The organism is Streptomyces sp. BA2, assembly GCF_009769735.1.
Taxonomy (GTDB): Bacteria; Actinomycetota; Actinomycetes; order Streptomycetales; family Streptomycetaceae; genus Streptomyces.
In genome coordinates this window covers 6,357,815-6,382,185 of the sequence record NZ_WSRO01000002.1, presented here as the reverse complement: position 1 = coordinate 6,382,185, position 24,371 = coordinate 6,357,815, and the positions used below count along the sequence as shown (strand labels likewise).

Annotated in this window: 17 protein-coding genes; 11 read left to right on the top strand and 6 right to left on the bottom strand. The window is 68.5% G+C overall.

Going from position 1 to position 24,371, the window contains the following annotated elements; translation table 11 throughout:
- Positions 1–55: 55 nt before the first annotated feature.
- Genes E5671_RS31685 through E5671_RS31670 form a run of 4 tightly spaced genes read left to right on the top strand, consistent with a single transcriptional unit; the run spans position 56 to position 5,487 of the window.
- Positions 56–1,417, top strand: a complete 1,362-nt coding sequence (locus E5671_RS31685; RefSeq protein ID WP_160507297.1) for an extracellular solute-binding protein — start codon at positions 56–58, stop codon at positions 1,415–1,417.
- On the top strand, positions 1,414–2,361 hold the full coding sequence (locus E5671_RS31680) for a carbohydrate ABC transporter permease (protein ID WP_443032720.1): 948 nt from the start codon (positions 1,414–1,416) through the stop codon (positions 2,359–2,361). Before E5671_RS31685 ends, E5671_RS31680 begins: the two co-directional genes overlap by 4 nt.
- Positions 2,362–3,228 (top strand): ABC transporter permease subunit, encoded by an 867-nt coding sequence (locus tag E5671_RS31675; RefSeq protein WP_160507296.1) that lies wholly within the window; start codon positions 2,362–2,364, stop codon positions 3,226–3,228.
- Between the two features lie 60 nt (positions 3,229–3,288).
- Entirely contained in the window at positions 3,289–5,487 is a 2,199-nt protein-coding gene (locus tag E5671_RS31670) for a protein kinase domain-containing protein (protein ID WP_160507295.1), read from the top strand.
- A 7-nt stretch (positions 5,488–5,494) separates the two neighbouring features.
- Here E5671_RS31670 and E5671_RS31665 read toward each other — a convergent pair whose 3' ends face one another.
- Positions 5,495–5,875 carry an HIT family protein gene (locus E5671_RS31665; RefSeq protein ID WP_336605895.1) on the bottom strand — a complete coding sequence of 127 codons (381 nt, stop codon included), beginning with the start codon at positions 5,873–5,875 and terminating at the stop codon, positions 5,495–5,497.
- An 807-nt stretch (positions 5,876–6,682) separates the two neighbouring features.
- Between E5671_RS31665 and E5671_RS31660 the strand changes: the two genes are divergently transcribed.
- The 3 genes from E5671_RS31660 to E5671_RS31650 all read left to right on the top strand — a co-directional run bounded on the left by E5671_RS31660 (position 6,683) and on the right by E5671_RS31650 (position 12,644).
- Complete coding sequence (locus tag E5671_RS31660) at positions 6,683–11,179, top strand: DUF6531 domain-containing protein (RefSeq protein WP_160507294.1); 4,497 nt, start codon at positions 6,683–6,685, stop codon at positions 11,177–11,179.
- A 20-nt stretch (positions 11,180–11,199) separates the two neighbouring features.
- Positions 11,200–11,856, top strand: a complete 657-nt coding sequence (locus tag E5671_RS31655) for a hypothetical protein (RefSeq protein WP_160507293.1) — start codon at positions 11,200–11,202, stop codon at positions 11,854–11,856.
- Between the two features lie 65 nt (positions 11,857–11,921).
- Positions 11,922–12,644 (top strand): helix-turn-helix domain-containing protein, encoded by a 723-nt coding sequence (locus E5671_RS31650; protein ID WP_443032719.1) that lies wholly within the window; start codon positions 11,922–11,924, stop codon positions 12,642–12,644.
- 24 nt (positions 12,645–12,668) lie between these two features.
- On the opposite strand, the gene E5671_RS31645 is transcribed toward E5671_RS31650, so the two are convergent.
- Positions 12,669–13,694 (bottom strand): 6-phosphofructokinase, encoded by a 1,026-nt coding sequence (locus E5671_RS31645; protein WP_160507292.1) that lies wholly within the window; start codon positions 13,692–13,694, stop codon positions 12,669–12,671.
- Between the two features lie 311 nt (positions 13,695–14,005).
- Between E5671_RS31645 and pta the strand changes: the two genes are divergently transcribed.
- The 3 genes from pta (at position 14,006) to pyk (ending at position 18,890) form a co-directional block, all read left to right on the top strand.
- Complete coding sequence (gene pta, locus E5671_RS31640) at positions 14,006–16,084, top strand: phosphate acetyltransferase (RefSeq protein ID WP_160507291.1); 2,079 nt, start codon at positions 14,006–14,008, stop codon at positions 16,082–16,084.
- Positions 16,085–16,163: 79 nt separating this feature from the next.
- A complete protein-coding gene (locus E5671_RS31635) occupies positions 16,164–17,384 on the top strand; it encodes an acetate/propionate family kinase (protein ID WP_160507290.1) in 1,221 nt (406 codons plus the stop codon).
- Between the two features lie 87 nt (positions 17,385–17,471).
- On the top strand, positions 17,472–18,890 hold the full coding sequence (gene pyk / locus E5671_RS31630; protein WP_160507289.1) for a pyruvate kinase: 1,419 nt from the start codon (positions 17,472–17,474) through the stop codon (positions 18,888–18,890).
- A 75-nt stretch (positions 18,891–18,965) separates the two neighbouring features.
- On the opposite strand, the gene E5671_RS31625 is transcribed toward pyk, so the two are convergent.
- From E5671_RS31625 to E5671_RS31610, 4 genes are all read right to left on the bottom strand, one after another.
- Positions 18,966–20,318 carry a hypothetical protein gene (locus tag E5671_RS31625; protein ID WP_160507288.1) on the bottom strand — a complete coding sequence of 451 codons (1,353 nt, stop codon included), beginning with the start codon at positions 20,316–20,318 and terminating at the stop codon, positions 18,966–18,968.
- On the bottom strand, positions 20,308–20,862 hold the full coding sequence (locus E5671_RS31620; protein ID WP_160507287.1) for a DUF6114 domain-containing protein: 555 nt from the start codon (positions 20,860–20,862) through the stop codon (positions 20,308–20,310). Before E5671_RS31620 ends, E5671_RS31625 begins: the two co-directional genes overlap by 11 nt.
- 136 nt (positions 20,863–20,998) lie before the next feature.
- On the bottom strand, positions 20,999–21,616 hold the full coding sequence (locus E5671_RS31615) for a DUF6230 family protein (RefSeq protein WP_160507286.1): 618 nt from the start codon (positions 21,614–21,616) through the stop codon (positions 20,999–21,001).
- A 604-nt stretch (positions 21,617–22,220) separates the two neighbouring features.
- Positions 22,221–23,204: a tetratricopeptide repeat protein gene (locus E5671_RS31610; RefSeq protein ID WP_160507285.1), complete on the bottom strand. Its 984-nt coding sequence runs from the start codon at positions 23,202–23,204 to the stop codon at positions 22,221–22,223.
- Between the two features lie 374 nt (positions 23,205–23,578).
- Between E5671_RS31610 and E5671_RS31605 the strand changes: the two genes are divergently transcribed.
- On the top strand, positions 23,579–24,229 hold the full coding sequence (locus E5671_RS31605) for a TetR/AcrR family transcriptional regulator (protein WP_160507284.1): 651 nt from the start codon (positions 23,579–23,581) through the stop codon (positions 24,227–24,229).
- Positions 24,230–24,371 lie beyond the last annotated feature (142 nt).

The window sequence follows — 24,371 nt, the reverse complement described above, 5'->3', positions numbered from 1 at the left end:
CAGCCCCGCGTTGCGCCCCGCGTGGTAACCCGGCCGCGTCGGCCAGTAGGAGGTCGTGCCCGTGCGTCCCACCACCCCTCTGCTCCTCGCCACAGCCCTGGTCGCCGCCGGCACCCTCACCGCATGCGGCGGGGACTCCGGCGACGATCCGGACACCGTGAAGGTCTCCTTCAAACAGTCCACGGACAACCAGGTCAAGGTCATGGACACCTTCCTGGCCGACGTCAAGAAGCAGTTCGAGAAGGAGAACCCCGGCAAGAAGGTGAAGCTGGTGCCGATCAAGGCGCCGGACTCCGAGTACTACACCAAGCTGCAGCAGATGATGCGCTCCCCGAAGACCGCGCCCGACCTCGTCTACGAGGACACCTTCCTCATCAACTCGGACATCACCAGCGGGTACTTGAAGCCGCTCGACACCTACCTGGACAAGTGGAAGGACTGGGACCAGTTCATCGACACGTCCAAGACGGCGGCGAAGGCGGCGGACGGCAAGACCTACGGCGTACCGGACGGCACCGACACCCGCGGCCTCTGGTTCAGCAAGAGCATCTTCAAGAAGGCCGGGCTGCCCGCAGACTGGCAGCCGAAGTCATGGGACGACATCCTGGAGACGGCGCGGACCATCAAGAAGAAGGTCCCCGGCGTCACCCCCCTGAACGTCTACACGGGCAAGCCCGCGGGCGAGGCGGCCACCATGCAGGGCATGGAGATGCTCCTGTACGGCACGGGCAAGGACCCGATGTACGACCCGCAGTCGAAGAAGTGGGTGACGGGCAGTCAGGGCTTCAAGGATTCCCTGGAGTTCGTCGAGACGGTCTACAAGGAGAAGCTCGGCCCCGACGTCTCCGACGCCCTCGACCCGAACTTCGCCACCCGGGTCCGCGGTGAACTCCTCCCCGAGGACAAGCTCGGCATCAACCTCGACGGCTCCTGGCTGCCGCAGGACTGGGGCAAGGGCGCGGGCCACGAGTGGCCTCAGTGGTCGAAGAAGCTGGGCCTCGCCCACATGCCGACCCAGAACGGCGAGGCGCCCGGCAAGGTGAGCATGTCCGGCGGCTGGACCTGGGCGATCCCGACCAAGGCATCCAACCCCGACCTGGCCTTCAAGTTCATCGAGCAGATGCAGACCAAGGCCAACGCCCAGAAGTGGTACGTGGCGAACTCGGGCATCGCGGTCCGCAAGGACGTCGCCGCCGACCCCGCCTACCTCAAGGCGCAGCCCGGCCTGAAGTTCTTCACCGACCTGGTGTCGTCGACGCACTACCGCCCGGCGTACCCGGCATACCCGAAGGTCTCCACCGCGGTGCAGGAGGCCATGGAGAAGGTCACGACGGGCGACGCCTCCGTGGACGAGGCGGCGAGCGGATACGACGACGAGGTCAAGGCGGCGACGGACGGCGAGGTCATCAAGAAGTGACCGCCGCACCCCCCGCCGGGCCCGGCGACATCGTCAAGACGGCGCCGGGCCAGGGCGCATCGCGCCCCCTGTCCCGCCGCGGGAAGACGGGCAGGGCGCTGACCCGCGCCCTGCCCGTCTCCCCCGCCGTGATCCTCCTGCTCCTCTTCCTCGCGGGACCCATCGGCTACTGCGCCTACATCGCCTTCACCGACCTCCAGCTCACCGGCCAGGCGGAGTCGAGCTTCGTCGGGTTCGACAACTTCCGTAAGGCCTTCGGCGACGAGGCGTTCCTCAACGCGGTGTGGCTGACGCTCGTCTTCACGGTCCTGTCGTCCCTGATCGGCCAGAACACCATCGGCCTCGCGCTCGCGTCCCTGATGCAGCGGGCGTCCAAGCCGGTCCGCACCGTCACCGGCGCGATCGTGATCACGGCGTGGGTGCTGCCGGAGGTGGTGGCGGCCTTCCTCCTGTACGCGTTCTTCCGCCGCGAGGGCACGCTGAACGCGGTCCTGGGCTTCCTCAACCTGCCGTCCCAGAACTGGATGTACACGCTGCCGATCCTGGCGGTGTCGTTCGCCAACGTATGGCGCGGGACGGCGTTCTCGATGCTGGTCTACTCGGCGGCCCTGAACGAGATCCCCAAGGAGATCACCGAGGCGGCCGAGGTGGACGGCGCGGGCGGCTGGCGCCGCATGTGGCACATCACGCTCCCGATGATCCGCCGCTCCATCGGCACGAACCTGATGCTGAACACCCTCCAGACCCTCTCCGTCTTCGGTCTGATCTGGGTGATGACGCGAGGCGGCCCGGGAAACCGCAGCCAGACCCTCCCCCTGTTCATGTACGAACAGGCCTTCCAGAAGAGCATGATCGGTTACGGCACGGCGGTGGCGCTCCTGCTCCTGGTCGTCGGCTCACTCTTCTCCCTCGTCTATATGCGCCTGCTCCGCACGGAGGTCTGAGTGTCGTCCGTCAATACGGTCAAGTCGCCTGCCAGGAGCCTCGGTTCACGCCGGACCAGCCGACGTCTCGCGGCGGACGCGGGGCTGCTCGTGGTCGCGGCGGCGTTCGTCCTGCCGCTGGCCTGGGTGATCCTGTCCTCGCTCGACACCAAAGCCGACCTCAAGGTGAAGGTCCCCGACGGCATCACCCTGGACAACTACGACGCGGTCCTGACCCCAGAGATCACCTTCACGCCCCTCCTCAACAGCCTGCTGCTGTGCGGCGGCGGCACGCTCCTGACGGTGGTCTGCGCGGCACTGGCGGCGTATCCCCTGTCGCGCTTCAAGTCCCGCTTGAACCGCCCCTTCATGCTGACGATCCTCTTCGCGACGAGCCTGCCCATCACGGCGATCATGGTCCCGGTGTACGCGCTCTTCGTCCAGGTCGACCTGATCGACACGATGCAGGGCACGATCTTCTTCTTCGCCGCGTCCCAACTCCCCTTCGCCATCTGGCTGATGAAGAACTTCATGGACGGCGTCCCGAAGGAACTGGAGGAGGCGGCGTGGACGGACGGCGCGTCGTCGTTCCAGTCTCTGCTGCGGATCGTGCTCCCCCTGATGGGCCCGGGGGTGGCGGTGGTGACGGTCTTCTCCTTCGTGATGATGTGGGGCAATTTCTTCGTCCCGTTCATGCTCCTGCTCACGCCGGAGCAGATGCCCGCGTCGGTGAGCATCAATGACTTCTTCGGCAACAAGGGCACGGTGATCTATGGCCAGTTGGCGGCGTTCTCGATCATCTACTCGACGCCGGTGATTCTGCTTTACGTACTGATCTCGCGGCGGCTCGGCGGCGGCTTCGCCCTGGGAGGTGCGGTGAAGGGATGACCGGCCCCGCTCCGGCCGCCCGGCCCGCTGGCTAGGATCACCGGGTCTGAGGGAGGGCACATGCGGGGGCGTTTGCTGAACGGCCGGTACGAGCTGCTTGAGCGGCTCGGCGCGGGCGGCATGGGAGAGGTGTGGCGGGCGCGGGACGAGAGCCTGGGCCGCAAGGTGGCGGTCAAGGTCTTCGTGCCGGCGGGCTTGGCGGGTGCGAGGGACGCGGACGACCAGGATGAGCTCCTGGCCCGCTTCCGGCAGGAGGCCCGCGCCGCGGCCTCGCTGGACAGCCCGTACATCGTGGCCGTCCACGACCACGGCACGGACGACGGCACCTCGTACCTCGTGATGGCCCTGGTGCAGGGGCGCTCGCTCGACCAAGTGCTGCGCGAAAGCGTCCGCGTACCCGTGGCGGACGCGCTGCGCTGGGCGGCGGACATCTGCCGCGCCCTGGACACCGCCCACTCGGCGGGGGTCGTGCACCGCGACATCAAACCCGGCAACGTCATGATCACGCAGGACGGCTCCGCCAAGGTCGTCGACTTCGGCATCGCGACGTTCATGGAGCGCGCGGCGGGCGACTCCCGCCTCACGCGGACCGGGCAGCTGCCGTTCGGCAGCGTGCCGTATCTGGCGCCGGAGCGGTTCCGCCAGGAGGCGGGCGACGGACGCACCGACCTGTACGCGCTCGGCTGCGTGCTCTACGAACTCCTCGTCGGCAGACCGCCGTTCACCGGAACCGCGGCCGGCGTCATGTACAACCACGTCAACGACGCCCCGCTGCCGCCTTCGCGGGCACGGGCCGAGGTGACGCGACCGGTGGAGCGCCTGGTCCTGGACCTCCTGGCCAAGGACCCCGCGGACCGTCCGGCGAACGCCGGGGCGACGCTAGAGCGGATTCTGGCGGCGGAGGATTCGCCGCAGCAGGATGTAGAGGACCCCTCGGCGAAGCCAAAGACGCCCGCTCCGGGCGCACAGGACGCCATCGCCGACGCCGTCCCGGCCGAGGCGGGACCGGCCGCCCGCCCGCGCACCCAGTCATCGGCGGTCCGCAAGGAGTCCACGGCCCCGGGGCGAGGGGCGCGCGGACGACGTCTTCTGGTCCCGGCCGCCCTGGTCCTGGCGGTCAGCGTCCCGACGGGCCTGGGCATACGCTCCCTGGCAGCGCCCGACACGGAGTCCGCGTCCGCGTCGGGCGCCGGGAACGCCCCGGCCGTGTACGAGATCGGCGTGGCCCACAGCTACACCCACGCAGGCGCGGGGGAAGCCACCGACGCGTACGAGAAGTCGGAGTACAAGCAGTTCACGACGCAGCAGCTGCGCACAGTCAAGTCGGCCTTGACCGAGACGCTAGGCACGAAGAGTGCCAACCGCTTCCGCATCGTGCCCGTGTCCGCCAACCCGGACACGACGTCCCGCGAAATGCTCGCCAAGCACCCCAGGATGCTCACCGTCATCGGTGACACAGTCGACTTCTCCTGGGTGCACGACACGGACGAGGCATTCCTGCCGGAGATCAGCACGTGCCACGAAGTTGCCCATGCCGGGGGCGCGTTCGCGATCCCGGCCGACGAGGCGCGGCAGGGCGAGGCGATGGCGGAGTACCTCCTGACGCGGACGAAGGCACGCCGGGCACTGGTGGCGGAGGACAAGACCTGGGCGGACCGTGAGGACGGTATAGGCACCGCGCTGCGCAGGTCCGGCGTGACAGCCGAGGCGCTGGACGTCAGACCTGACGAGGTGAAGACGTCACAGATCCCGGCGCTGGTGGCCGGGGCGCGGGCGGACGCGGTGGTGGTGCCCACCGGGGCGGACGTCACCGTCTGGGCCACGAAGCTCAGGGCCGATGGCTTCGCCGGCCCCATCCTCACCCAGAGCGATCCCGACAGCGTCTGCGAGGACTCGGAGGAACGAGCCACAGCCGAGAAGTGGGACAAGACGGTCCCCGAGGGAGTCCTGCGCACCCGCAACTACTCGGGCGAGCCCGACGACAACCTCCCCGCACGCGGGAACCAGGAGCTGTACGACGGCGCCCTGGCCCTGGCGACGGCACTCAAGAAACTCCCCGCCGAGGGCTCGGCCACCTCCCTCCGACGCACCCTGGACCGCGAGATCCAGAACGTCTCGGTGAACGGCGTTCTCGACGAGGTCTCCTTCGAGAAGCGCCGCTCGGCACGGGAGCGCCCGGTGTGGTTCGACCGCCGGGAGAACAACACCTGGTCCGAAATCGGCAAGACGGACAAGAAGTACCGGCCGACGAAGCGGTAGGGGGCCGCTAGGACTCGACGGCGGCCCGAAGCCGCGCACCGAGGTCAGCCATCGCCTCCGGCGGAATGTCCAGCACACCGTTCTCGGCCATCAGGACGTGGAACTGCTGTTCGTCGTAAGGGACTCCAGGCGGCAGGGCAGCGATGTGCCAGTGGAGATGACTGTTCCCCTCCTGGCTTCCGAGGGAGTAGAGATAGGTCCGCTCGGCGTCGAGAACCCTCTCGAGGGCGAGGGCGACCTTCCGCACGACGAGCATGATCCGCACGTACGCCGCCTCGTCCAGATCACGAATGACGTGCTCGACGTGGGCTTTCGGCGCGACGAGAACCTTGCCGGGAAGAGTGGGATACCGATCGAGAAACGCGACGTGGTCGTCGTCCTCGTACACGGTGTGATGCGCGAAGCCGGGCTCCCCGGCAAGAAACGCACAGATGAAACAGGGCCCGCTACGCGTACGGCGACACGACCCGAGGCGGGCCTGGGGGCATGGTGGAAACGCAAACCGCTGCAGGAGCCCCGGAATTGAAGGACCGCCCGGATTCACCGGGATGCCCCGCTCACGCCCTATTCATCGCCAGATTTCAGCGGGCGACGCGATCCTCCGTGACAACTCGGACTTCATCCGCGCGCTCAACGCGGCGATCGTGGCCGGCGATCCACGACTCCCGGCGCTGGAGTTCTTCACCGAGGGCGAGGCGGCGGCGTCATCGCAGAGCTGGGTGAAGGCGTTCAAAACGCGGGCTGGACGGTCACAGGGACCGTGCAGTACTTCAACCGCCAGGTGACCGTGAAGTCCAAAACCGCCGCGTCACTCACCTATTGCGGTGATGAGAGCAAGGGCTACAGCAAGGTCATCAAGACGGCGACGGCTCGTATCCGCTCAAGGCGACGGTCACGTGAGAGATCCGCTGGCCCGGCACGGGGGTCAACGAACCTCAAAAGCTCCCTGACGGGGAGTTCGGCGCGGGCCAGGACGTGGTGGTCGAGGAGATCCAGTCGATCAACCGGTAACCGAGGCGCGACACCACTGAGTAATCCGACCTGGCCCCCGACTCATCGCGGCTCAGGGCAGCGGAAAAGACCGTTGCTGGTGCGCAACCAGACGAAGGACCGCGCATGACGCAAGCGCTCCGTCTCATGTAAATTCGCATCTGCGTACGGTAGTTGGGGTGGAGAACGTGACGGGGGTTGCGGGATGGCGGGGAATCGGCCGGCGGATTGGCATGTCCTGGACCTGGACAAGGACCCGACGCCGGGAGATCCGGACCGGGTGCGGAACCTCGCCAAGAATCTGCACGATTTCGCCGATGACGTCTCCAAGGTCCTGCGCGACATCAAGGGGATGGCGGGCGAGGACGCGATCCTGACCTGGGCGGGCAAGACGGCGGAGTCGTTCACGGCGGAGTTCGAGGACGCGCCGGGCAAGCTGAAGAAGCTCAAGAAGAGCTACGAGATGGCCGGCGACGCGCTGTCCACGTACTGGCCGGAACTGGAGCGCGCCCAGGCCCTCGCCGACAAGGCCCTGGTCAAGGGCCGTGAAGCGCAAGGCGACCTGTCCGCCGCCCAGACGCGGTTGACGTCCGCCGACTCCTGGATGGACAAGGCGGGCAAGGAAGCCGACAAGTACAAGGACGACAAAGACTCCGGCAAGGACGTCCCCAAGCCCGACCCGGACAAGGTCAAAGCCGCCACGCGCAACGCCAACTCCGCCGAGAAGGCCCAGACCGCCGCCAAGTCGGATGTCTCCTCCGCGAAGTCCAACCTAGATGCCGCGAAGAAGATGGCCGAGGATGCCCGCAAGATGCGCGAGGACGCCGCGGGCACGGCGAAGAAGAAGCTCGAAGAGGCCTCGGACGCGGGCATCCAGAACCGCAAGTGGTGGGAGGAGGTCGGTGACTGGGTCACCGACAACTGGGACACCATCGTCGCCGTCTGCAAGGTCGTCGTCGCCGTACTCGGCATCATCGCCATGATCATCGGCGGCCCGATCCTCGGCGCCATCGTCCTCATCGCCGCCCTCGTCGTCCTCGCCGACACCCTCAACAAATACGCCAACGGGGAAGCCGGGCTCCTCGACGTTGCCTTCGCCGCCCTCGACTGCATACCCGGTATGAAGGGCCTGACCTCCCTCCGCGGCCTCGCCAAGGGCATGAAGGGCCTCAAGGGCGGACTCAAGGGTCTGAAGAGTGCACGCAGCATGCTCGGCCGGGGCAAGGACGCGTTCGGGCGCAGCGCCAAGGCGGTCTGGAAGAAGTTGACCGACCCTGTCGACCTTGCCACTGGGCAGATGTTCCTGCCGCAGAGCGACATCACCCTGCCCGGCACACTGCCACTGGTGTTCAGCCGTCGTGTCGCCTCGGACTACCGGACTGGCTGGTGGTTCGGTCCCACTTGGTCCTCCACCGTCGACCAGCGCCTTGAAATCGACGAAGAGGGAGTCGTCTTCGTCACCGAGGACGGTCTGCTCCTTGCCTACCCCCACGCCGACGGGCCCGGGACGGCCACGCTGCCGGAGGTCGGCCCCCACTGGCCCCTGGTCCGTCTGGACAACGGCAGCTATCGCATCGACGATCCCCTCACAGGCCAGAGCCGCTACTTCGGCCTCCCCGACGAGGGCCTGGCGCTGTTGGATCGCATATCCGACCGCAACGGCAACACGATCAACTTCGACTACGACGCGGAGGGCACCCCGCTCGCGATCCGCCACTCTGGCGGCTACCACCTCAAGTTCAGTGTTGAGGAGGACCGAGTCACCAGACTGTGCCTGGCAGGAGGTGCCGAGGACGGCTCGGACATCACGATCAAGGAGTACGGCTACACCGACGGCAACCTCACTCAGACCATCAACTCCTCCGGGCTCCCCCTGAAGTTCGCCTACGACGAGCGGCTGAGGGTCACATCCTGGACGGACTCCAACCACAGCCGCTACAACTACAGCTACGACGATCAGGACCGGTGTATCGCCGAGGGCGGAGAGGCCGGGCATCTCGCCCTCACCCTCGACTACGACGGGACGGACGCCGCCTGGCCCGAGTGCCAAGTCACCACCCTCACCACCGCCGAAGGGGTGTCGTCCCGCTTCGTCATCAACGAGCAGTGCCAGGTCATCGCGGAGATCGACCCGAACGGCTCGGTTACGCGGAGCGCATACGACGTCCATCACCACCTCGTGTCGTGGACCGACGCGTTCGGGTACACCACGGAGTTCACCAACAACGCGTACGGCCAGCCCATCACTGTCAGCCGCCCCGACGGCACCGAGGCGAGCACCGAGTACAACGAACTCGGCCTGCCCCTACGGGTGATGACGACAGACGGCGCCGTGTGGGAACACAACTACGACGAGCGAGGCAACCGCACCGCGCTCATCGGACCGGACGGTGTGACGACCCGGTTCACCTATGACGCTGCGGGACGACCGCTGACGGTCACTGACCCACTGGGCGCCTCCACACGAGTGCGGTGCAACGCTGCGGGCCTGCCCGTCGAGATCGTCAGTGCGCTCGGCGAGCGGGCTACTCGCTCCTACGACGCGTTCGGACGGCTCATCAAGGTCACCGACCCGGTCGGTGCGACTACACGAATTTGGTGGACCGTTGAGGGCAGGATCGCTCGGCTGCTCAGGGCGGACGGGGCCGAGGAGACGTGGGAGTACGACGGCGAGGGCAACTGCGTCCAGCACACGAACGCGGCCGGCGCCTCCACCATGTACGAGTACACCCATTTCGACCTGGTCCGCGCGCGCACGGGCCCGGACGGCGCCCGCCACGAGTTCGGCCACGACGCCTCACTGAGGCTCACACACGTCACCAACCCCCACGGCCTGAGCTGGAATTACGCGTACGACGCCGCAGGACACCTGGTGGCCGAGTCCGACTTCGACGGTCGGCACACCTGCTATACGCGCGATGCCGTGGGGCGCCTCCTGGAGCGCACGAACCCGCAGGGACAGACAGTCCACTTCACCTATGACGCCGTAGGGCGGCCCGTCACCAAGGAAGTCGACGGGCGGCAGACGACGTTCACGTACGACCGCGCGGGCCGACTGGTGCGCGCCACTGGTCCGGACGCCACCCTGACTTGGGAGCGCGACCCGCGCGGCCGGGTGCTCACCGAACGGACGGACGGGCGAAGTCTGACCTGCACCTACGACGCCATGGGCCGACGCGTGCAGCGCACCACCCCGACGGGCGCCCTGGCCCGCCACGCCTACGACGCGGTGGGGCGGGCGATCCACCTGGACACTTCGGGGCACGCGCTGTCCTTCGTCTACGACGCGGGCGGCCAAGAGATCGAGCGGTTCGTGGGCAGCTCCCTCGCGCTCACGCAGACCTGGGACGCGGCAGGGCGCCCGATCGAGCAGACGACGACGGCCGGGGGCGAGGCTGTCCAGCGCCGGGCCTACGACTACCGTCCCGACAGCTTCGTCTCCAGAATCGACGACCCGCTGCTCGGCGAGATCACCATGGGGCTCGACCCGACAGGACGGATCACCGGGGTCAGCGGGCACGACTGGACTGAACGCTACGCCTACGACGAGGCCGGGCAACTGACGGCCGCCGAGTGGCCCGAGCGGCATCCGGGACAGGAGGCACGGGGGGACCGGGAGTTCAACGGAATCCAGCTGGCTCGCGCGGGGGCCGTGCACTACGAGTACGACGCGGCGGGCCGTGTCGTCGTACGGCGGAAGACGCGGCTCTCCCGGAAACCAGACATCTGGCGGTACGCCTGGGACGGCGAGGACCGACTGACGTGCGTGACTACGCCGGACGGGACCGTCTGGCGATATCTGTACGATCCGCTGGGACGGCGGACCGCCAAGCTGCGCATGGCGGCCGACGGTGCCACGGTAATGGAGCGGACCGACTTCACCTGGGACGGTCCTCTACTCGCCGAACAGACCACCAGGTCCCCGGACTTGCCCCATGCCGTGACGCTCACCTGGGATTACGACGGCCTGCGCGCTATCACGCAGACGGAGCGCCTCGTCGATGAGGCCACCCAGGAGAACATCGATTCCCGGTTCTTCGCCATCGTCACGGACCTCGTCGGCACGCCCACCGAACTCATCGGGGAAGACGGTGACGTCGCCTGGCGTTCCCGGCGCACCGTCTGGGGCCTGACCACCTGGCCCACGCGCAGCGCCGCGTACACGCCCCTGCGCTTCCCCGGCCAGTACCACGACCCGGAAACGGGGCTGCACTACAACTTTCAGCGTCACTACGACCCAGAGTCGGCCCGCTACACGACGCTCGACCCGCTGGGCCTGGACCCGGCACCCGATCCCTACGGGTACGTCATCAACCCCTTCCGGCAGATCGACCCCTACGGACTCTCCGGCTACGACACCGTTACCCTCTACCACGGCTCACAGAACTGGCACGGCGATGCCTTCTCGCTGCCGACGGCGGTCCGGGACGTGCGGCAATACACACCAGACGCGGGTGTCTATCTGACGGACGATTTCATGCGGGCGGCCAACCAGTACGCTGGGCCCGGCGGCCACATCGTGCGTACGGAAGTCCCCCGGGCTGACGCCCAGCGTTGGCTGCGCCAGCACGAAGGGCCTGCCGGTAACCAGCCGGAGTACTTCGTGAACACGGCTGATGACGTCGACATTCTGAACGCCGGGTCACCACGAGTGCTGCCGTTCAACGAGGCATTCATGCAGAACGTAGCCGGGAACTTCTAGGAGATATGGACTATTTGAGCATGCCGGAATGGAACACCCCGGAAGATGTCCTTGGTCGGGCAGCCTTCGCACCGCTCGGCGGGATCGTGGAGATCGGCGCGGTCGCCGCGACGGGGGCGTGGTCGCTGCAGGACGCGTCCGTGAGCGCCTTCGGGTCAGCGCGGCAGAACGACGTGGTGCGGCTTCTCGCGGTGGTCCAAGAGGTCGGCGACTTCGAGGAAGCGACCATGGAGATCTTCGACGGTCTCGGCTACCTGCGCGAGCACCCTGTGGGCGCCCCGTCCATGCTGATGTGGTCCTCCGTCTACGAGGAAGTATCTCCCAGGCTCGAAGAGCCCGACGCGGTGCGGCGAATGAGCCGCATGGGCGCGGATCTGCAGCTGACGCGATTCCTCCAGGCCCTCGTCAACGCCGCGATCGCCCGGGGGCCCGGCGTCACGCGAGGGGCTCCACTGATCGCCGAAGCCTTGCGGATCGCCGTCGGACTGGCCGGTGGGGCGATGGATGAGGACCCCGACTCCGCGCGCGGCGCCAGTGCCGTCTTCCGGATGTGGCGCGTCACCTTCCTCGCCGATCTGCTGCTCCCCAGTTCGCCTGCGCGGCCCGACGCCCGGGTGCTCTTCCGGGAGTACGGGCACGCGCTGGAGCAGTTGCTGGGTGCGCCCAGCACCCCGTAGCTTCGTACCAATCCGCAACCTCGTATGAACGCACCGTAGTCGCCAGCCCCTCGCACCCATACCGTGTGCCCGTGCAACCGAGCCAGCAGCCGCACCAGCCGACGCCCCCGTTCAACTTCCCCGCCGCCCGGCGCCTCCGTGAGGCTCTGGGGATGGCTCATGGGCATGTCGCCTACGGGATGCGGGCGAGTTACGGGCTCACCTACATCACCCCGGAGACCATCGCCGCCTGGGAGCGCGGGCTCGCCGCGCCCACCTCCGCCGAGCTCACCGCCCTCGCGGGGACGTTGTGGTGCTCGCCTGGGGAGCTCATGGGCGCCGCCACCACCCTGCGCGAGCACCGGCTCGCGCGCGGGCTCGCCCCCGAGGACGTGGCGCGGGGGGCCGGCGTCGAGATCCAGGCCTATCTGCACATGGAGGAGACCAACACCTGGCGCGGCAACGAGCGGCAGTCCGCCGCCCTCGCCGAGGTGCTGCAACTCCCGCTGCCCGACTTCATCAACGTCACCGGGCGCGCCGACGACCTCGCCGATCTGCTGCGCCGCGCCGTCACCACCCGCTGGCAGGGGTACGTGCGGCCCGTCAGCAAGATGCTGCCCGTACGGAAGCGGCATCTCGAAGACGTCCTTCAGCAGCTGCACGCCGACTACCAGTCCCGCATGGTCCGGACGCTCAGCTGGGGCGGCGGCGCCGGAGCCGATGCCTCGGGGAGCGCCGGGCAGGACTACCTGGACAAGATTCTTGAGCACTTCTGGGCGCAGGTGCGGGGGACGGGGGCAGGGGGGTGACTCCCCCTGCCAGGGGACCAGCCCCTAGAACACCGACTCCGCCTCGTCCATCCGGTCCTTCGGCACCGTCTTCAGCTCGGTGACCGCCTCCGCGAGCGGCACCATCGTGATGTCCGTGCCCCGCAGCGCCGTCATGCGGCCGAAGTCCTCGCGGTGCGCCGCCTCCACCGCGTGCCAGCCGAAGCGGGTGGCGAGGACGCGGTCGTACGCCGTCGGGGTGCCGCCGCGCTGCACGTGGCCCAGGATGACCGGCTTGGCCTCCTTGCCGAGGCGGCTCTCCAGCTCGTACGCGAGCGCCGTACCGATGCCCTGGAAGCGCTCGTGGCCGAACTGGTCGATCGCGCCCTTGCCGTAGTTCATGGTGCCCTCGGCCGGGTGCGCGCCCTCGGCGACGCAGATCACCGCGAACTTCTTGCCGCGGGAGAAGCGCTCCTCGACCAGTTTGACCAGGTCAGCGGGGTCGAAGGCACGCTCGGGGAGGCAGATGCCGTGGGCGCCGCCCGCCATGCCGGACTCCAGGGCGATCCAGCCCGCGTGCCGGCCCATGACCTCGACGACCATCACACGCTGGTGGGACTCGGCTGTCGTCTTGAGGCGGTCCATCGCCTCCGTCGCCACACCCACCGCCGTGTCGAAGCCGAAGGTGCGGTCGGTCGAGGAGATGTCGTTGTCGATCGTCTTCGGGACCCCTACCACCGACAGGCCCGCGTCCGACAGCATCTTCGCGGCCGTGAGCGTGCCCTCGCCGCCGATGGGGATCAGGACGTCGAAGCCGATCTCCTTGGCGAGCGCGGGCGCATCCTCGCACGCCGCGCGGAAGCGGTCGCGCTCCAGGCGCGACGAGCCGAGAATCGTTCCGCCACGGGCCAGGATGCCGCTGACCTCGTTGAGACCGAGGGAGCGGTAGCGGCCGTCGAGCAGGCCCGCGTAACCGTCCTCGAAGCCGATGACCTCGTCGCCGTAGTGCGTGACGGCTCGGTGCACGACCGACCGGATCACTGCGTTGAGGCCGGGGCAATCGCCGCCTGCGGTGAGAATTCCGATGCGCATCGTGCTGTGTCTCCTGCTCGCTGTTGATGCTTGTGAGCCGGTCCGATTGTTCCATGACCGCGCAGGGGCCGCTGCTCCCACAGTAAGCACTCCCGGCGCACGGCTGCTCCGCCCGATCCTGGGGAGAAGGCCCTTGGGCCCGCTCCACGAGGCCTTTCGTCCGGCGGGCGACGTAGCCAGCCACAGAGGTATTGTCAAGAGGGCACGGCAACCATATCGGGTCATTTGTCCGTCCCTGAGTGACCTCGCCCGGCCTCGCCCGGTCTCACCGGGCACGCAGGGACACCGCAGCGAAGAAGGGGAGAGCACGCGTGACGCGCAGCGTGTACGTGACCGGGATCGACCGGGGCGACGGCCGCCAGGTCATCGAGCTGGGAGTCATGGAACTCCTGACCCGTCAGGTCGACCGGGTGGGGGTCTTCCGTCCGCTGGTCCACGACGGGCCGGACCGCCTTTTCGACCTTCTTCGGGCCCGATACCGGCTCGCGCAGGACGCCGCGTCCGGATACGGCATGGACTACCACGAAGCCTCCGCCATCCAGGCCGAGCAGGGCACCGACGAGCTGGTCTCCCAGCTCGTCGACCGCTTTCACCGGGTGGCGCGGGACTACGAGATCGTCCTCGTACTCGGCACGGACTTCGCCGACACCCAGCTCCCGGACGAGCTGTCCCTCAACGCCCGCCTCGCCAACGAGTTCGGCGCCTCCGTGATAGCCGTCGTCGGCGGCAAGAACCAGACCGCCGAATCCGTCCGCTCCGAGACGCGCAACGCCTACCGTGCGTACGAGAGCCTCGGCTGCGACGTCCTCGCGATGGTCACCAACCGGGTGGCGCCCGCCGACCGCGACGAGATCCACGACAGCCTCGCGGCCGGCCTCCCCGTGCCCAGCTACGTCCTCCCGGACGAGCCCGCCCTCGCCGCACCCACCGTCGCCCAGATCACCCACGCGCTCGGCGGCCGCGTCGTACTCGGCGACGACGCGGGCCTGGCCCGTGACGCGCTCGACTTCGTCTTCGGCGGCGCGATGCTGCCGAACTTCCTGAACGCCCTGACCCCCGGCTGCCTCGTAGTCACCCCCGGCGACCGCGCCGACCTCGTCGTGGGCTCGCTCGCCGCACACAGCGCCGGTACGCCGCCCATCGCGGGCGTCCTGCTCACCCTCAACGAACAGCCCGGCGAGGCGATACTGAAGCTCGCCGACCGCCTCGCGCCCGGCACCCCCGTCATCGCGGTCACCGGTGGCTCCTTCCCCACCGCAGGCGAACTCTTCGCCCTGGAAGGGAAGTTGAACGCCGCCACGCCCCGCAAGGCGGAGACGGCCCTCGGCCTCTTCGAGCGGTACGTCGACACGGCGGGCCTGCTCAGCCGCGTCCAGGCCCCCAGCAGCGACCGCGTCACGCCGATGATGTTCGAGCACAAGCTCCTGGAGCAGGCACGCTCCGACAAGCGCCGCGTCGTCCTGCCCGAAGGCACCGAGGAGCGCGTCCTGCGCGCCGCCGACGTACTGCTTCGCCGCGGCGTCTGCGACCTGACGCTGCTCGGGCCTGTCGAACAGATCCGCAAGAAGGCCGCTGACCTCGGCGTCGACCTCGCGGGGTCGCAGCTCATCGACCCGCAGACCTCCGAGCTGCGGGACGCGTTCGCCGCCAAGTACGCCGAGCTGCGCGCCCACAAGGGTGTCACCGTCGAGCTCGCGTACGACGTCGTCGCCGACGTGAACTACTTCGGCACCCTGATGGTGCAGGAAGGGTTCGCCGACGGCATGGTCTCGGGTTCTGTTCACTCCACCGCCGCCACCATCCGGCCCGCCTTCGAGATCATCAAGACGAAGCCGGACGCTTCGATCGTGTCGTCCGTCTTCTTCATGTGCCTCGCCGACAAGGTGCTCGTGTACGGCGACTGCGCGGTGAACCCGGACCCGAATGCCGAGCAGCTCGCCGACATCGCCGTCCAGGCGGCCGCCACCGCCGAGCAGTTCGGCGTGGAACCGCGGATCGCGATGCTGTCGTACTCGACGGGCACGTCGGGTACGGGCGCCGACGTCGACAAGGTGCGCGAGGCGACCGAGCTGGTGCGGGAGAGCCGCGGCGACCTGAAGATCGAGGGTCCGATCCAGTACGACGCCGCCGTGGAGCCCTCGGTCGCGGCGACGAAGCTGCCGGACTCGGAGGTCGCGGGCCAGGCGAGCGTGCTGATCTTCCCGGACCTGAACACCGGCAACAACACCTACAAGGCGGTCCAGCGCTCGGCGGGCGCGATCGCTGTGGGGCCGGTGCTGCAGGGGCTGCGCAAGCCGGTGAACGACCTGTCGCGGGGTGCGCTCGTGCAGGACATCGTGAATACCGTTGTGATCACGGCGATCCAGGCCCAGGGTTCCGCCGGCGTATAGCGATCGGCGTTCAAGCGCTGACAGACAACAGATGACAGATACCCAACTCCGTTAAACGTCTACAGAAAGCACCTCCCCCGTGACCGCCACCCGCGTCCTCGTCCTCAACTCCGGCTCCTCGTCGGTGAAGTACCAGCTGCTCGACATGCGGGACAGCTCCCGCCTCGCGGTCGGCCTGGTCGAGCGCATCGGCGAGGAGACCTCGCGGCTCAAGCACACCCCGCTGACCGGCGGCGGCGAGGAGCGCGAGCTCAACGAACCGATCGCCGACCACGAGGCCGCCCTGAAGGCGGTTTCCGCCGAGCTGACCGCCGACGGGCTCGGCCTCGATTCTCCCGATCTTGCCGCGATCGGCCACCGCGTGGTGCACGGCGGCCTGAAGTTCACCGCGCCGACGGTCGTCACGGACGAGGTGCTCGCGGAGATCCAGCGGCTCGTCCCGGTGGCGCCGCTGCACAATCCTGCCAACATCACCGGTATCCGCACGGCCCAGGCGCTGCGCCCGGATCTTCCGCAGGTCGCCGTCTTCGACACGGCGTTCCACACGACGATGCCTGAGTCGGCGGCGCGTTACGCGATCGACGTGGCCACCGCCGATGAGCACCGCGTGCGGCGTTACGGCTTCCACGGGACGTCGCACGCGTACGTGTCGCGCGAGACCGCCAAGCTGCTCGGCAAGGCCCCGGAGGACGTGAACGTCATCGTGCTGCACCTGGGCAACGGCGCGTCGGCGAGTGCTGTGCGGGGTGGCAGGTGCGTGGAGACTTCGATGGGGCTCACGCCGCTTGAGGGGCTCGTGATGGGTACTCGTTCCGGTGACGTGGACCCGGCGGTCGTCTTCCACCTGGCACGCGTCGGCGGGATGTCGGTCGATGAGGTCGACACCCTGCTCAACAAGAAGAGCGGTCTGGTCGGTCTCTGCGGCGACAACGACATGCGGGAGATCCGGCGTCGTGTCGATGAGGGTGATGAGGCGGCCTCGCTCGCGTTCGACATCTACATCCACCGTCTGAAGAAGTACATCGGTGCCTACTACGCGGTGCTCGGCCGGGTGGATGCCGTGGCGTTCACGGCGGGGGTCGGTGAGAACGCGGCGCCGGTGCGGGAGGCTGCCGTCGCGGGTCTGGAGGAGTTGGGGCTCGCGGTCGACGGGGAGCTCAACGCTGTACGTTCCGACGAGGCCCGGCTGATCTCACCGGAGTACGCGCGGGTCGCGGTCGCCGTCGTCCCGACCGACGAGGAGCTGGAGATCGCGCAGCAGACCTACGCACTGGTCGCGAGGTTCGGTGACCCGTCGTGACCGCAACGCCTGAGCGCACTTCCGCCCATTTGTAGATTCCACCAGACGGAATATTCCGTAGCGAAACAAACCGATAGGATCGCCCCCATGCGCCGTTCCAAAATCGTCTGCACGCTGGGCCCCGCCGTCGACTCCGAAGAGCAGCTCGTCTCGCTGATCGAGGCCGGCATGAATGTGGCCCGCTTCAACTTCAGCCACGGCACGCACGCCGAGCACCAGGGGCGGTACGACCGCGTCCGTGCGGCTGCCGACAAGACCGGCCGTGCCGTCGGCGTCCTCGCCGACCTGCAGGGTCCGAAGATCCGTCTGGAGACCTTCGCCGAGGGCCCCGTCGAGCTGGTGCGCGGTGACGAGTTCACCATCACCACCGAGGACGTCCCCGGCGACAAGTCCATCTGTGGCACCACCTACAAGGGTCTGCCCGGTGACGTCTCCAAGGGTGACCAGGTCCTGATCAACGACGGCAACGTCGAGCTGCGCGTCGTCGAGGTGAGCGGCCCGCAGGTGAAGACGATCGTCGTCGAGGGCGGTGTCATCTCCGACCACAAGGGCATCAACCTGCCCGGCGCGGCCGTGAACGTTCCCGCGCTCTCCGAGAAGGACGTCGAGGACCTGCGCTTCGCCCTGAAGATGGGCTGCGACATGGTCGCCCTGTCCTTCGTGCGCGACGCGGGCGACGTCAAGGACGTCCACAAGGTGATGGACGAGGAGGGCCGCCGGGTCCCCGTCATCGCCAAGGTGGAGAAGCCGCAGGCCGTCGCCAACATGGAGGGCGTCGTCGCGGCCTTCGACGCCGTCATGGTCGCCCGTGGTGACCTGGCCGTCGAGTATCCGCTCGAGAAGGTCCCGATGGTGCAGAAGCGCCTCGTGGAGATGTGCCGCCGCAACGCCAAGCCGGTGATCGTCGCGACCCAGATGATGGAGTCGATGATCACCAACTCGCGCCCCACGCGCGCCGAGGCGTCCGACGTCGCCAACGCGATCCTGGACGGCGCGGACGCCGTCATGCTGTCCGCCGAGTCGTCCGTGGGCGCCTACCCGATCGAGACCGTGAAGACGATGTCGAAGATCGTCGTGGCGGCCGAGGAGGAGCTGCTCGCCAAGGGTCTGCAGCCGCTCGTGCCCGGCAAGAAGCCGCGTACGCAGGGCGGTTCGGTGGCCCGTGCCGCGTGCGAGATCGCGGACTTCCTCGGCGGCGAGGCGCTGATCGCCTTCACGCAGTCCGGTGACACGGCCCGCCGTCTGTCCCGCTACCGCGCGGCCCAGCCGATCCTGGCCTTCACCACCGACGAGGCCACCCGCAACCAGCTCTCCCTGAGCTGGGGCGTCGACTCGTACGTCGTGCCGCACGTGGACAACACCGACGCGATGGTGGAGCTCGTCGACGCCGAGCTGGTCAAGCTGAACCGCTTCAACGACGGTGACACGGTGATCATCACGGCTGGTTCGCCTCCCGGCGTCCCCGGCACCACCAACATGGTGCGGGTGCACCACCTGGGCGGCTGACACACCCTGATACGACACTGAGGGCGCCCCCTGACGCAGGGGGCGCCCTCAGCGCTTCGCGGCTCCCGGTGAAGATCAGTCGGTGATCGTCTGGCTCAGACCGGGGACGTGCAGGTTGCCGCCGAACTGGCCCGCCTGCTGCACCTTCACGTCCGTGAAGTAGATCAGCGGGATGTTCAGGGGCGGCGGGTGCTCGGGGTCGAACGTGATGGGGATGAGCCCGAAGAGCTTGCCGGAGATCGACTCGGTGTACATGGTCGTCTCGCCGCCGCGGATCGTGGAGGTGGAGCCCTTCTCGGCCTGGACGTGGTACTTCTTCCCGGCCGGGCCCTCGACGATCTGGTGCAGGTCGCCGATGTCCGTGTTCTGGACGACGTACTTGAGGGCCTGCTTGGTCTTGCCGCCCGGCATCGTCAGGTTCACGACGCCCTGGTAGTCCGCGCCCTTGAGGGTGAGCGAGCTGGCTTCCAGGTGCCACGGCTGGTTCGGGATCGGCGCGGGCGTCTGCTCGGCCTTTCCGTCGACCTTCTTCTCGACCACGCACGGGAACGGCTTCTTGCCGTTCTCGTCCGGCGCCATCGGGTCCGCGGACTCCTCGGCCTTCGCCTTGTCGGCAGCCTCTTCGGCGGCCTTCTCGGCGTCCTCCTTGGCCTTGTCGACCGTGTCCCCGGCCTTGCCCGCACCGTCCTCGACGCCGTCCTTGACGCCGTCGAGGGTGTCCTCGACGGGCTTGGTGACGTCGTCGACGGTGTCCTTCGCCGTGTCCTTCGCCTCTTCCTCGGAGGACTTGCTCTCCTCGGAGGCCGACGGGGTCGGCGTGGGGCTCGCGGATTCCTTCTCGTCGGGCGTGAAGAGGTCCTTGAGCGCGGGACCGACACCCAGCGGGTCCAGCGGGTTCTTGGTCTCGGAGGGTTCCGGAGCGGGCTCGTCGGCCTTGTCCTCCGAAGGGGACGGGGTCGGCTCGGCCTTGTCGGAGCTGCCGGAGCCGTCTGAGCTTTCGGAGTCCGGGCCCGCCTCGTCACCGGCGGAGGGCGAAGGCGTCGGCTCGGCGGCCTCGTCCTTCTTGGCCGCGTCCTTCTCGGCCTTCTCCTTCTCCGCAGCCTCCTTCTCCGCCTTCTCCTCGGCGGCCTTGTCGGCTTCCTTCTCGGCGTCCTCGGTGGCCTTGGTGGCCTCGGATGCATCGTCCGGCGCCGTGACGCACGGGCCGTCCTGGAAGGGGTTCTTCGGCAGCGGCTTGGCCTGCGCGAGCTGGGGGGTCAGTCCCATGCCCATGAGGACCGCGGTCGGCATGGCCGCGATGGCTATCGCCTTGCCCGCCGGAACGTGCAGGCGGGTGAGGAGCGGCTTTCTGGGTGCCGCGTGGCGCGGCCCGGATCTCGCGCGGGGCTCCCCCGCGGAGTCCTCATGGTGCACCTCGTCAGCCGGCACGGTGCCTCCCGTTCGTCCCGTTGTCCGGGCTCGTTCCTGACAGATCGTCCGTAGTGCCGCTCACCCCGTTCGCGGCCCCCGCGGCCGCGGGCTCCGGCGCCCCGTCGTCGGAGCCTTCGGTCCGCGCCTTGGCGGGTTCCTTCACCGGCTTGGCCGCCGCCCAGGAGATGCCGAGGGCACCGCCGATCAGAGCGAGCAGGAAGCCGATGACGAAGCCGCCGAAGTTGGAGACCACCAGAGAGACCAGGGCGAGCAGAATCGCCGCGACACCCGCGAAGATCCGGGAGTGCGGCTGGAACCACATGGTCAGGCCGAGCACGACAAGCAGGACGCCGATGATCAGCGAACCGGCACCGGCGGTCGTCGCCATCCGGATCGTCATCGTGCCGAGCGTGAGGTTCGCGTACGGGAAGTACATGATCGGGATGCCGCCGAGCAACGTCAGCAGACCACCCCAGAACGGGCGCTGACCGCGCCACCCTCGGAACGATCGGCGCATCCGGCCGAGCTTGTCGCCCAGCCCCACTTGCGCTTCGGCGCTCATGTCGTACAGCTCCTCGGGGAATGGCGTTGGTTCTGTGTCCTGCGGATTCGGGCACGGGGACGGCTGTCGATATCCGTCGCGCCCCCGCGCCCGGCCGTTCTTCGCTACAAGTACCGCTGTCAAGGCATCAGTTGCCTCAGTAGCACTCGTGCTTGCCCTTCTTGACCGACATGCCCAGACCGGAGAGCTTGAAGGTGCCGGCGGTGGTCGCCCACGCGCGCTGCTTGACGTCGGTGAAGCGCACCTTGTCAGCCTGCTGCGCGAACGAGTCGGGGGCGTACTTGTCGCCCTTCGACGGACCCGGGCCCTTGGTGGTCTGGTCGACCGAGACGCCGATGTCGACGTTGGTGAACGTCGCGTCGGCCTTCAGGTCGTCGGCGTCGATGTAGAGCTTCTTCGCCTCGACCCTGGGGCCGCCCTTGGCGCCGGCCTTGAGGGTCATCGACACATCGCCGAAGACGGGGACCGGAACGACGACGGACTGACACAGGTTGGTGATCTTGGCCGAGTCGAGGCCGACGACGGCGACCGGGTGGGTACCCGACTTGCCGCTGTCGAGCGCCCCGTACTGGACGAAACCCGTACCGTCGAGCTGGTCGGCAGTCACCTTGAACTGCTGACCGGACACACTGAACGATGCCGCGAGTGCACCCTGCGAGAGGGCCACGCCTATCGCGGCAGTCGCCGCGACGCTCGGCACCATGACTACGGCGAACCGCTTCCATCTGGTTCCGCCACGAGCCACGGACTCCATGACTTTCCTCCTTCTCGGACGTACATCTCCGGCCCTGACTGCCCCGTTCGGGCGGCTCAGCCGGGCAGGGATGGGAGAAGCGCTACGTCCTCGGGAGATCACCCCCGAGCGACAACCACTGGTCGCACGCGACACGCACAACCTGCCGGACAGGCCCTGCCGGATGGCAGAGACCCCCCTGTCCAAGACCGGTGACGGGGTGTCTCCGGCCTGCTCGGTGGGGACCCAGAAAGCCCGCTCCCGACTGGCTTTCGGGCTGCGGGTTATTGGACCGAGCGTCGCCGATCGTGGTGCATTCTCGGCCCCCGCACAAGGGGGTTCGTTACTGGCTAGTAACGGCGCGATAACCGAACCACGACCGCCCGGTATCGGTCGGCCACGGACGGTGCACCCATGGGGAGGAGCAGATCGGGAGGTTCAAGTGCACAACAGGACAGAAGGCTGGCCTGGGCTTACTCCCAGTAACAGTGGCCGCGTTTACCAAGTTTTGGTAAAGCGCGGCCACTGTGACGCCGTGACGGCGAATTTTCACTCGGGCATCACAAGCCCCAGCGTTTAGGGACTGGTCAGCGAACGGCCCGCAGGACGGATCAGACAGGACGGATCAGAAGAGCACCCGCGCGAGCTGCGTACGCGCCACGGTCACCCGCGGGTCGTCCGAGCCGACCACCTCGAGGAGTTCGAGCAGCCGCACGCGCGCGGCGTCCCGGTCCTCGCCCGCCGTGCGCCGGACCGCGTCGATGAGCCGCCCGAAGGCGTCCTCCACGTGACCGCCCACCAGATCCAGGTCGGCGGCGGCGATCTGCGCGGCCACGTCCGCGGGACGGTCGGCGGCGTCCTTGCGGACCTGCTGCGGGTCAAGACCCTGGACGCGCTGCAGCAGTTCGGCCTGGGCCAGGCCGAGCTTGGCCTCCGTGTTGCCCGGGTCGTCGCTCAGTACGTTGCGGTACGCCTGGACCGCGCCGCCCAAGTCGCCCGCGTCCAGCGCCTGGACGGCGGCTTCGAGCAGGGCGTCGTAAGGACCGGCGGGCACCTCGGCGACGGGCGCCTCCTGCTGGTCACCCCCGGCGTCCGGGTCGACGGCGATGCCGGTGAGCCCGAAGCGCTCCTCGCCGACCTGGATCAGCTGGTCCAGGGTCTGGCGGATCTGCTCCACCGGGGCCGCGCCCTGGAAGAGCGGCAGGGCCTGCCCGGCCACCACCGCGAAGACCGCCGGGATCCCCTGGACCCCGAACTGCTGCATCAGCATCTGATTGGCGTCCACGTCGATCTTGGCGAGGACGAAACGGCCGTTGTACTCCCGCGCGAGGCCTTCGAGCAGCGGGCTCAGCTGCTTGCAGGGCTCGCACCACTCGGCCCAGAAGTCGATGACGACGGGCACTTCGGTGGAGCGTTGCAGGACGTCGCGCTCAAAACCGGCCTCGTCGACGTCAATGACGAGACTCGACGGGGAGACGCCGGGGGCAGTGCCCCCGCCCTGCCGGGCCGCTTCGGCGCGCGCCTGCTCCGCCTTCGCCTTGGCCTCCTGGGCCGCCTTCACGGCGGCGAGGTCGACGACTCCGCTCATGGACATGTTCCGTGGCTGCATGAGTACATCCTCCCCCAAGCCGTGCGGGAACCGCGCCCGTCCGAGGCCCCCCGCCGGATTGCGGGGCCGCGGACGGTCGTGGTGCCAAGGTCCCGAGGAGGACCGATGGTTGTCGGCGCGGGGTCCCCACCCCGTGCCGGCGCTTGCCGCTGTGGTTGTCGCATTGGTTGTCGCTGTGGTTGTCGCTCTCGCAGCGATCGAGCGTGGGCGCCGAGGAGGAATTGCCGTTCGTCCCGCCCACATCTCTTTCGCTACGAGTCGTAGCGTAACTGTCGGGCGCCGACGTGTGGGCGGCGGGCCTGCGCGAACTTCGGTGATCTGCCTCACTCGCCACTGTTCCCGGCCCATTCCGTACTGGCCGGTATGGTCGCGGGATGGAGAGCCGCATCCCCTCACCCGCACGCACCGGTGGCCGCCCCCGCAACGCGGCGGCGGACACCGCGATCCTGGAGTCGACGCGTCAGGCCCTGGTCGAACTGGGCTGGTCCAAGCTGACCCTGGGCGACGTCGCGACGCGTGCGGGTGTGGCCAAGACGACCCTCTACCGGCGCTGGGCGGGCAAGAGCGAGCTGGTCGTGGACGCGGTGGCGGAGCTGTTCGACGAGCTGGAGCTGCCGGACCGCGGCAGCCTGGCGGCGGACATCGAAGGTGTGGTGCTCCAGTTCGCGGCGCTGCTCGGCCGTCCCGAGACGAAGACCGCGCTGATGGCGGTGGTGGCCGAGTCGACGTCGGACGAGCCGCTGCGGGAGCGGATCCGTACGTCGATCGTGGACCGCCAGAAGCGGCTGGTCCTCGCGGGGCGCAAGCGGGCGCAGGAGCGGGGGGAGCTCCCCGCGGAACCCGACCCCGCCGCGGCCGGTCGTACCGCGGACCTCATCTTCGACGTGATCGCCGGGGCGGTGGTGCACCGGGCCCTGGTGAGCGCGGAACCGGTGGACCAGGACTGGGCCCGCCGCTTCACGCTGCTGCTGCTGGGCGGTCTCGCCGCGGCGGCAACTGGCCCCGGGGCCTCCACCAGCCCCTGACGGACCGCTCGCCGCTGCGGCTGGGCCCTGCGGCTGCGGCGAACCCAGAGCCGCCGCTTCGCGGCGGACTCCCCCTCCCACCCACCCGTTCACCCCGCGGCCCACCCGTTCACCGCCGGGTAATCGGGTGGGTGGGCGGGAA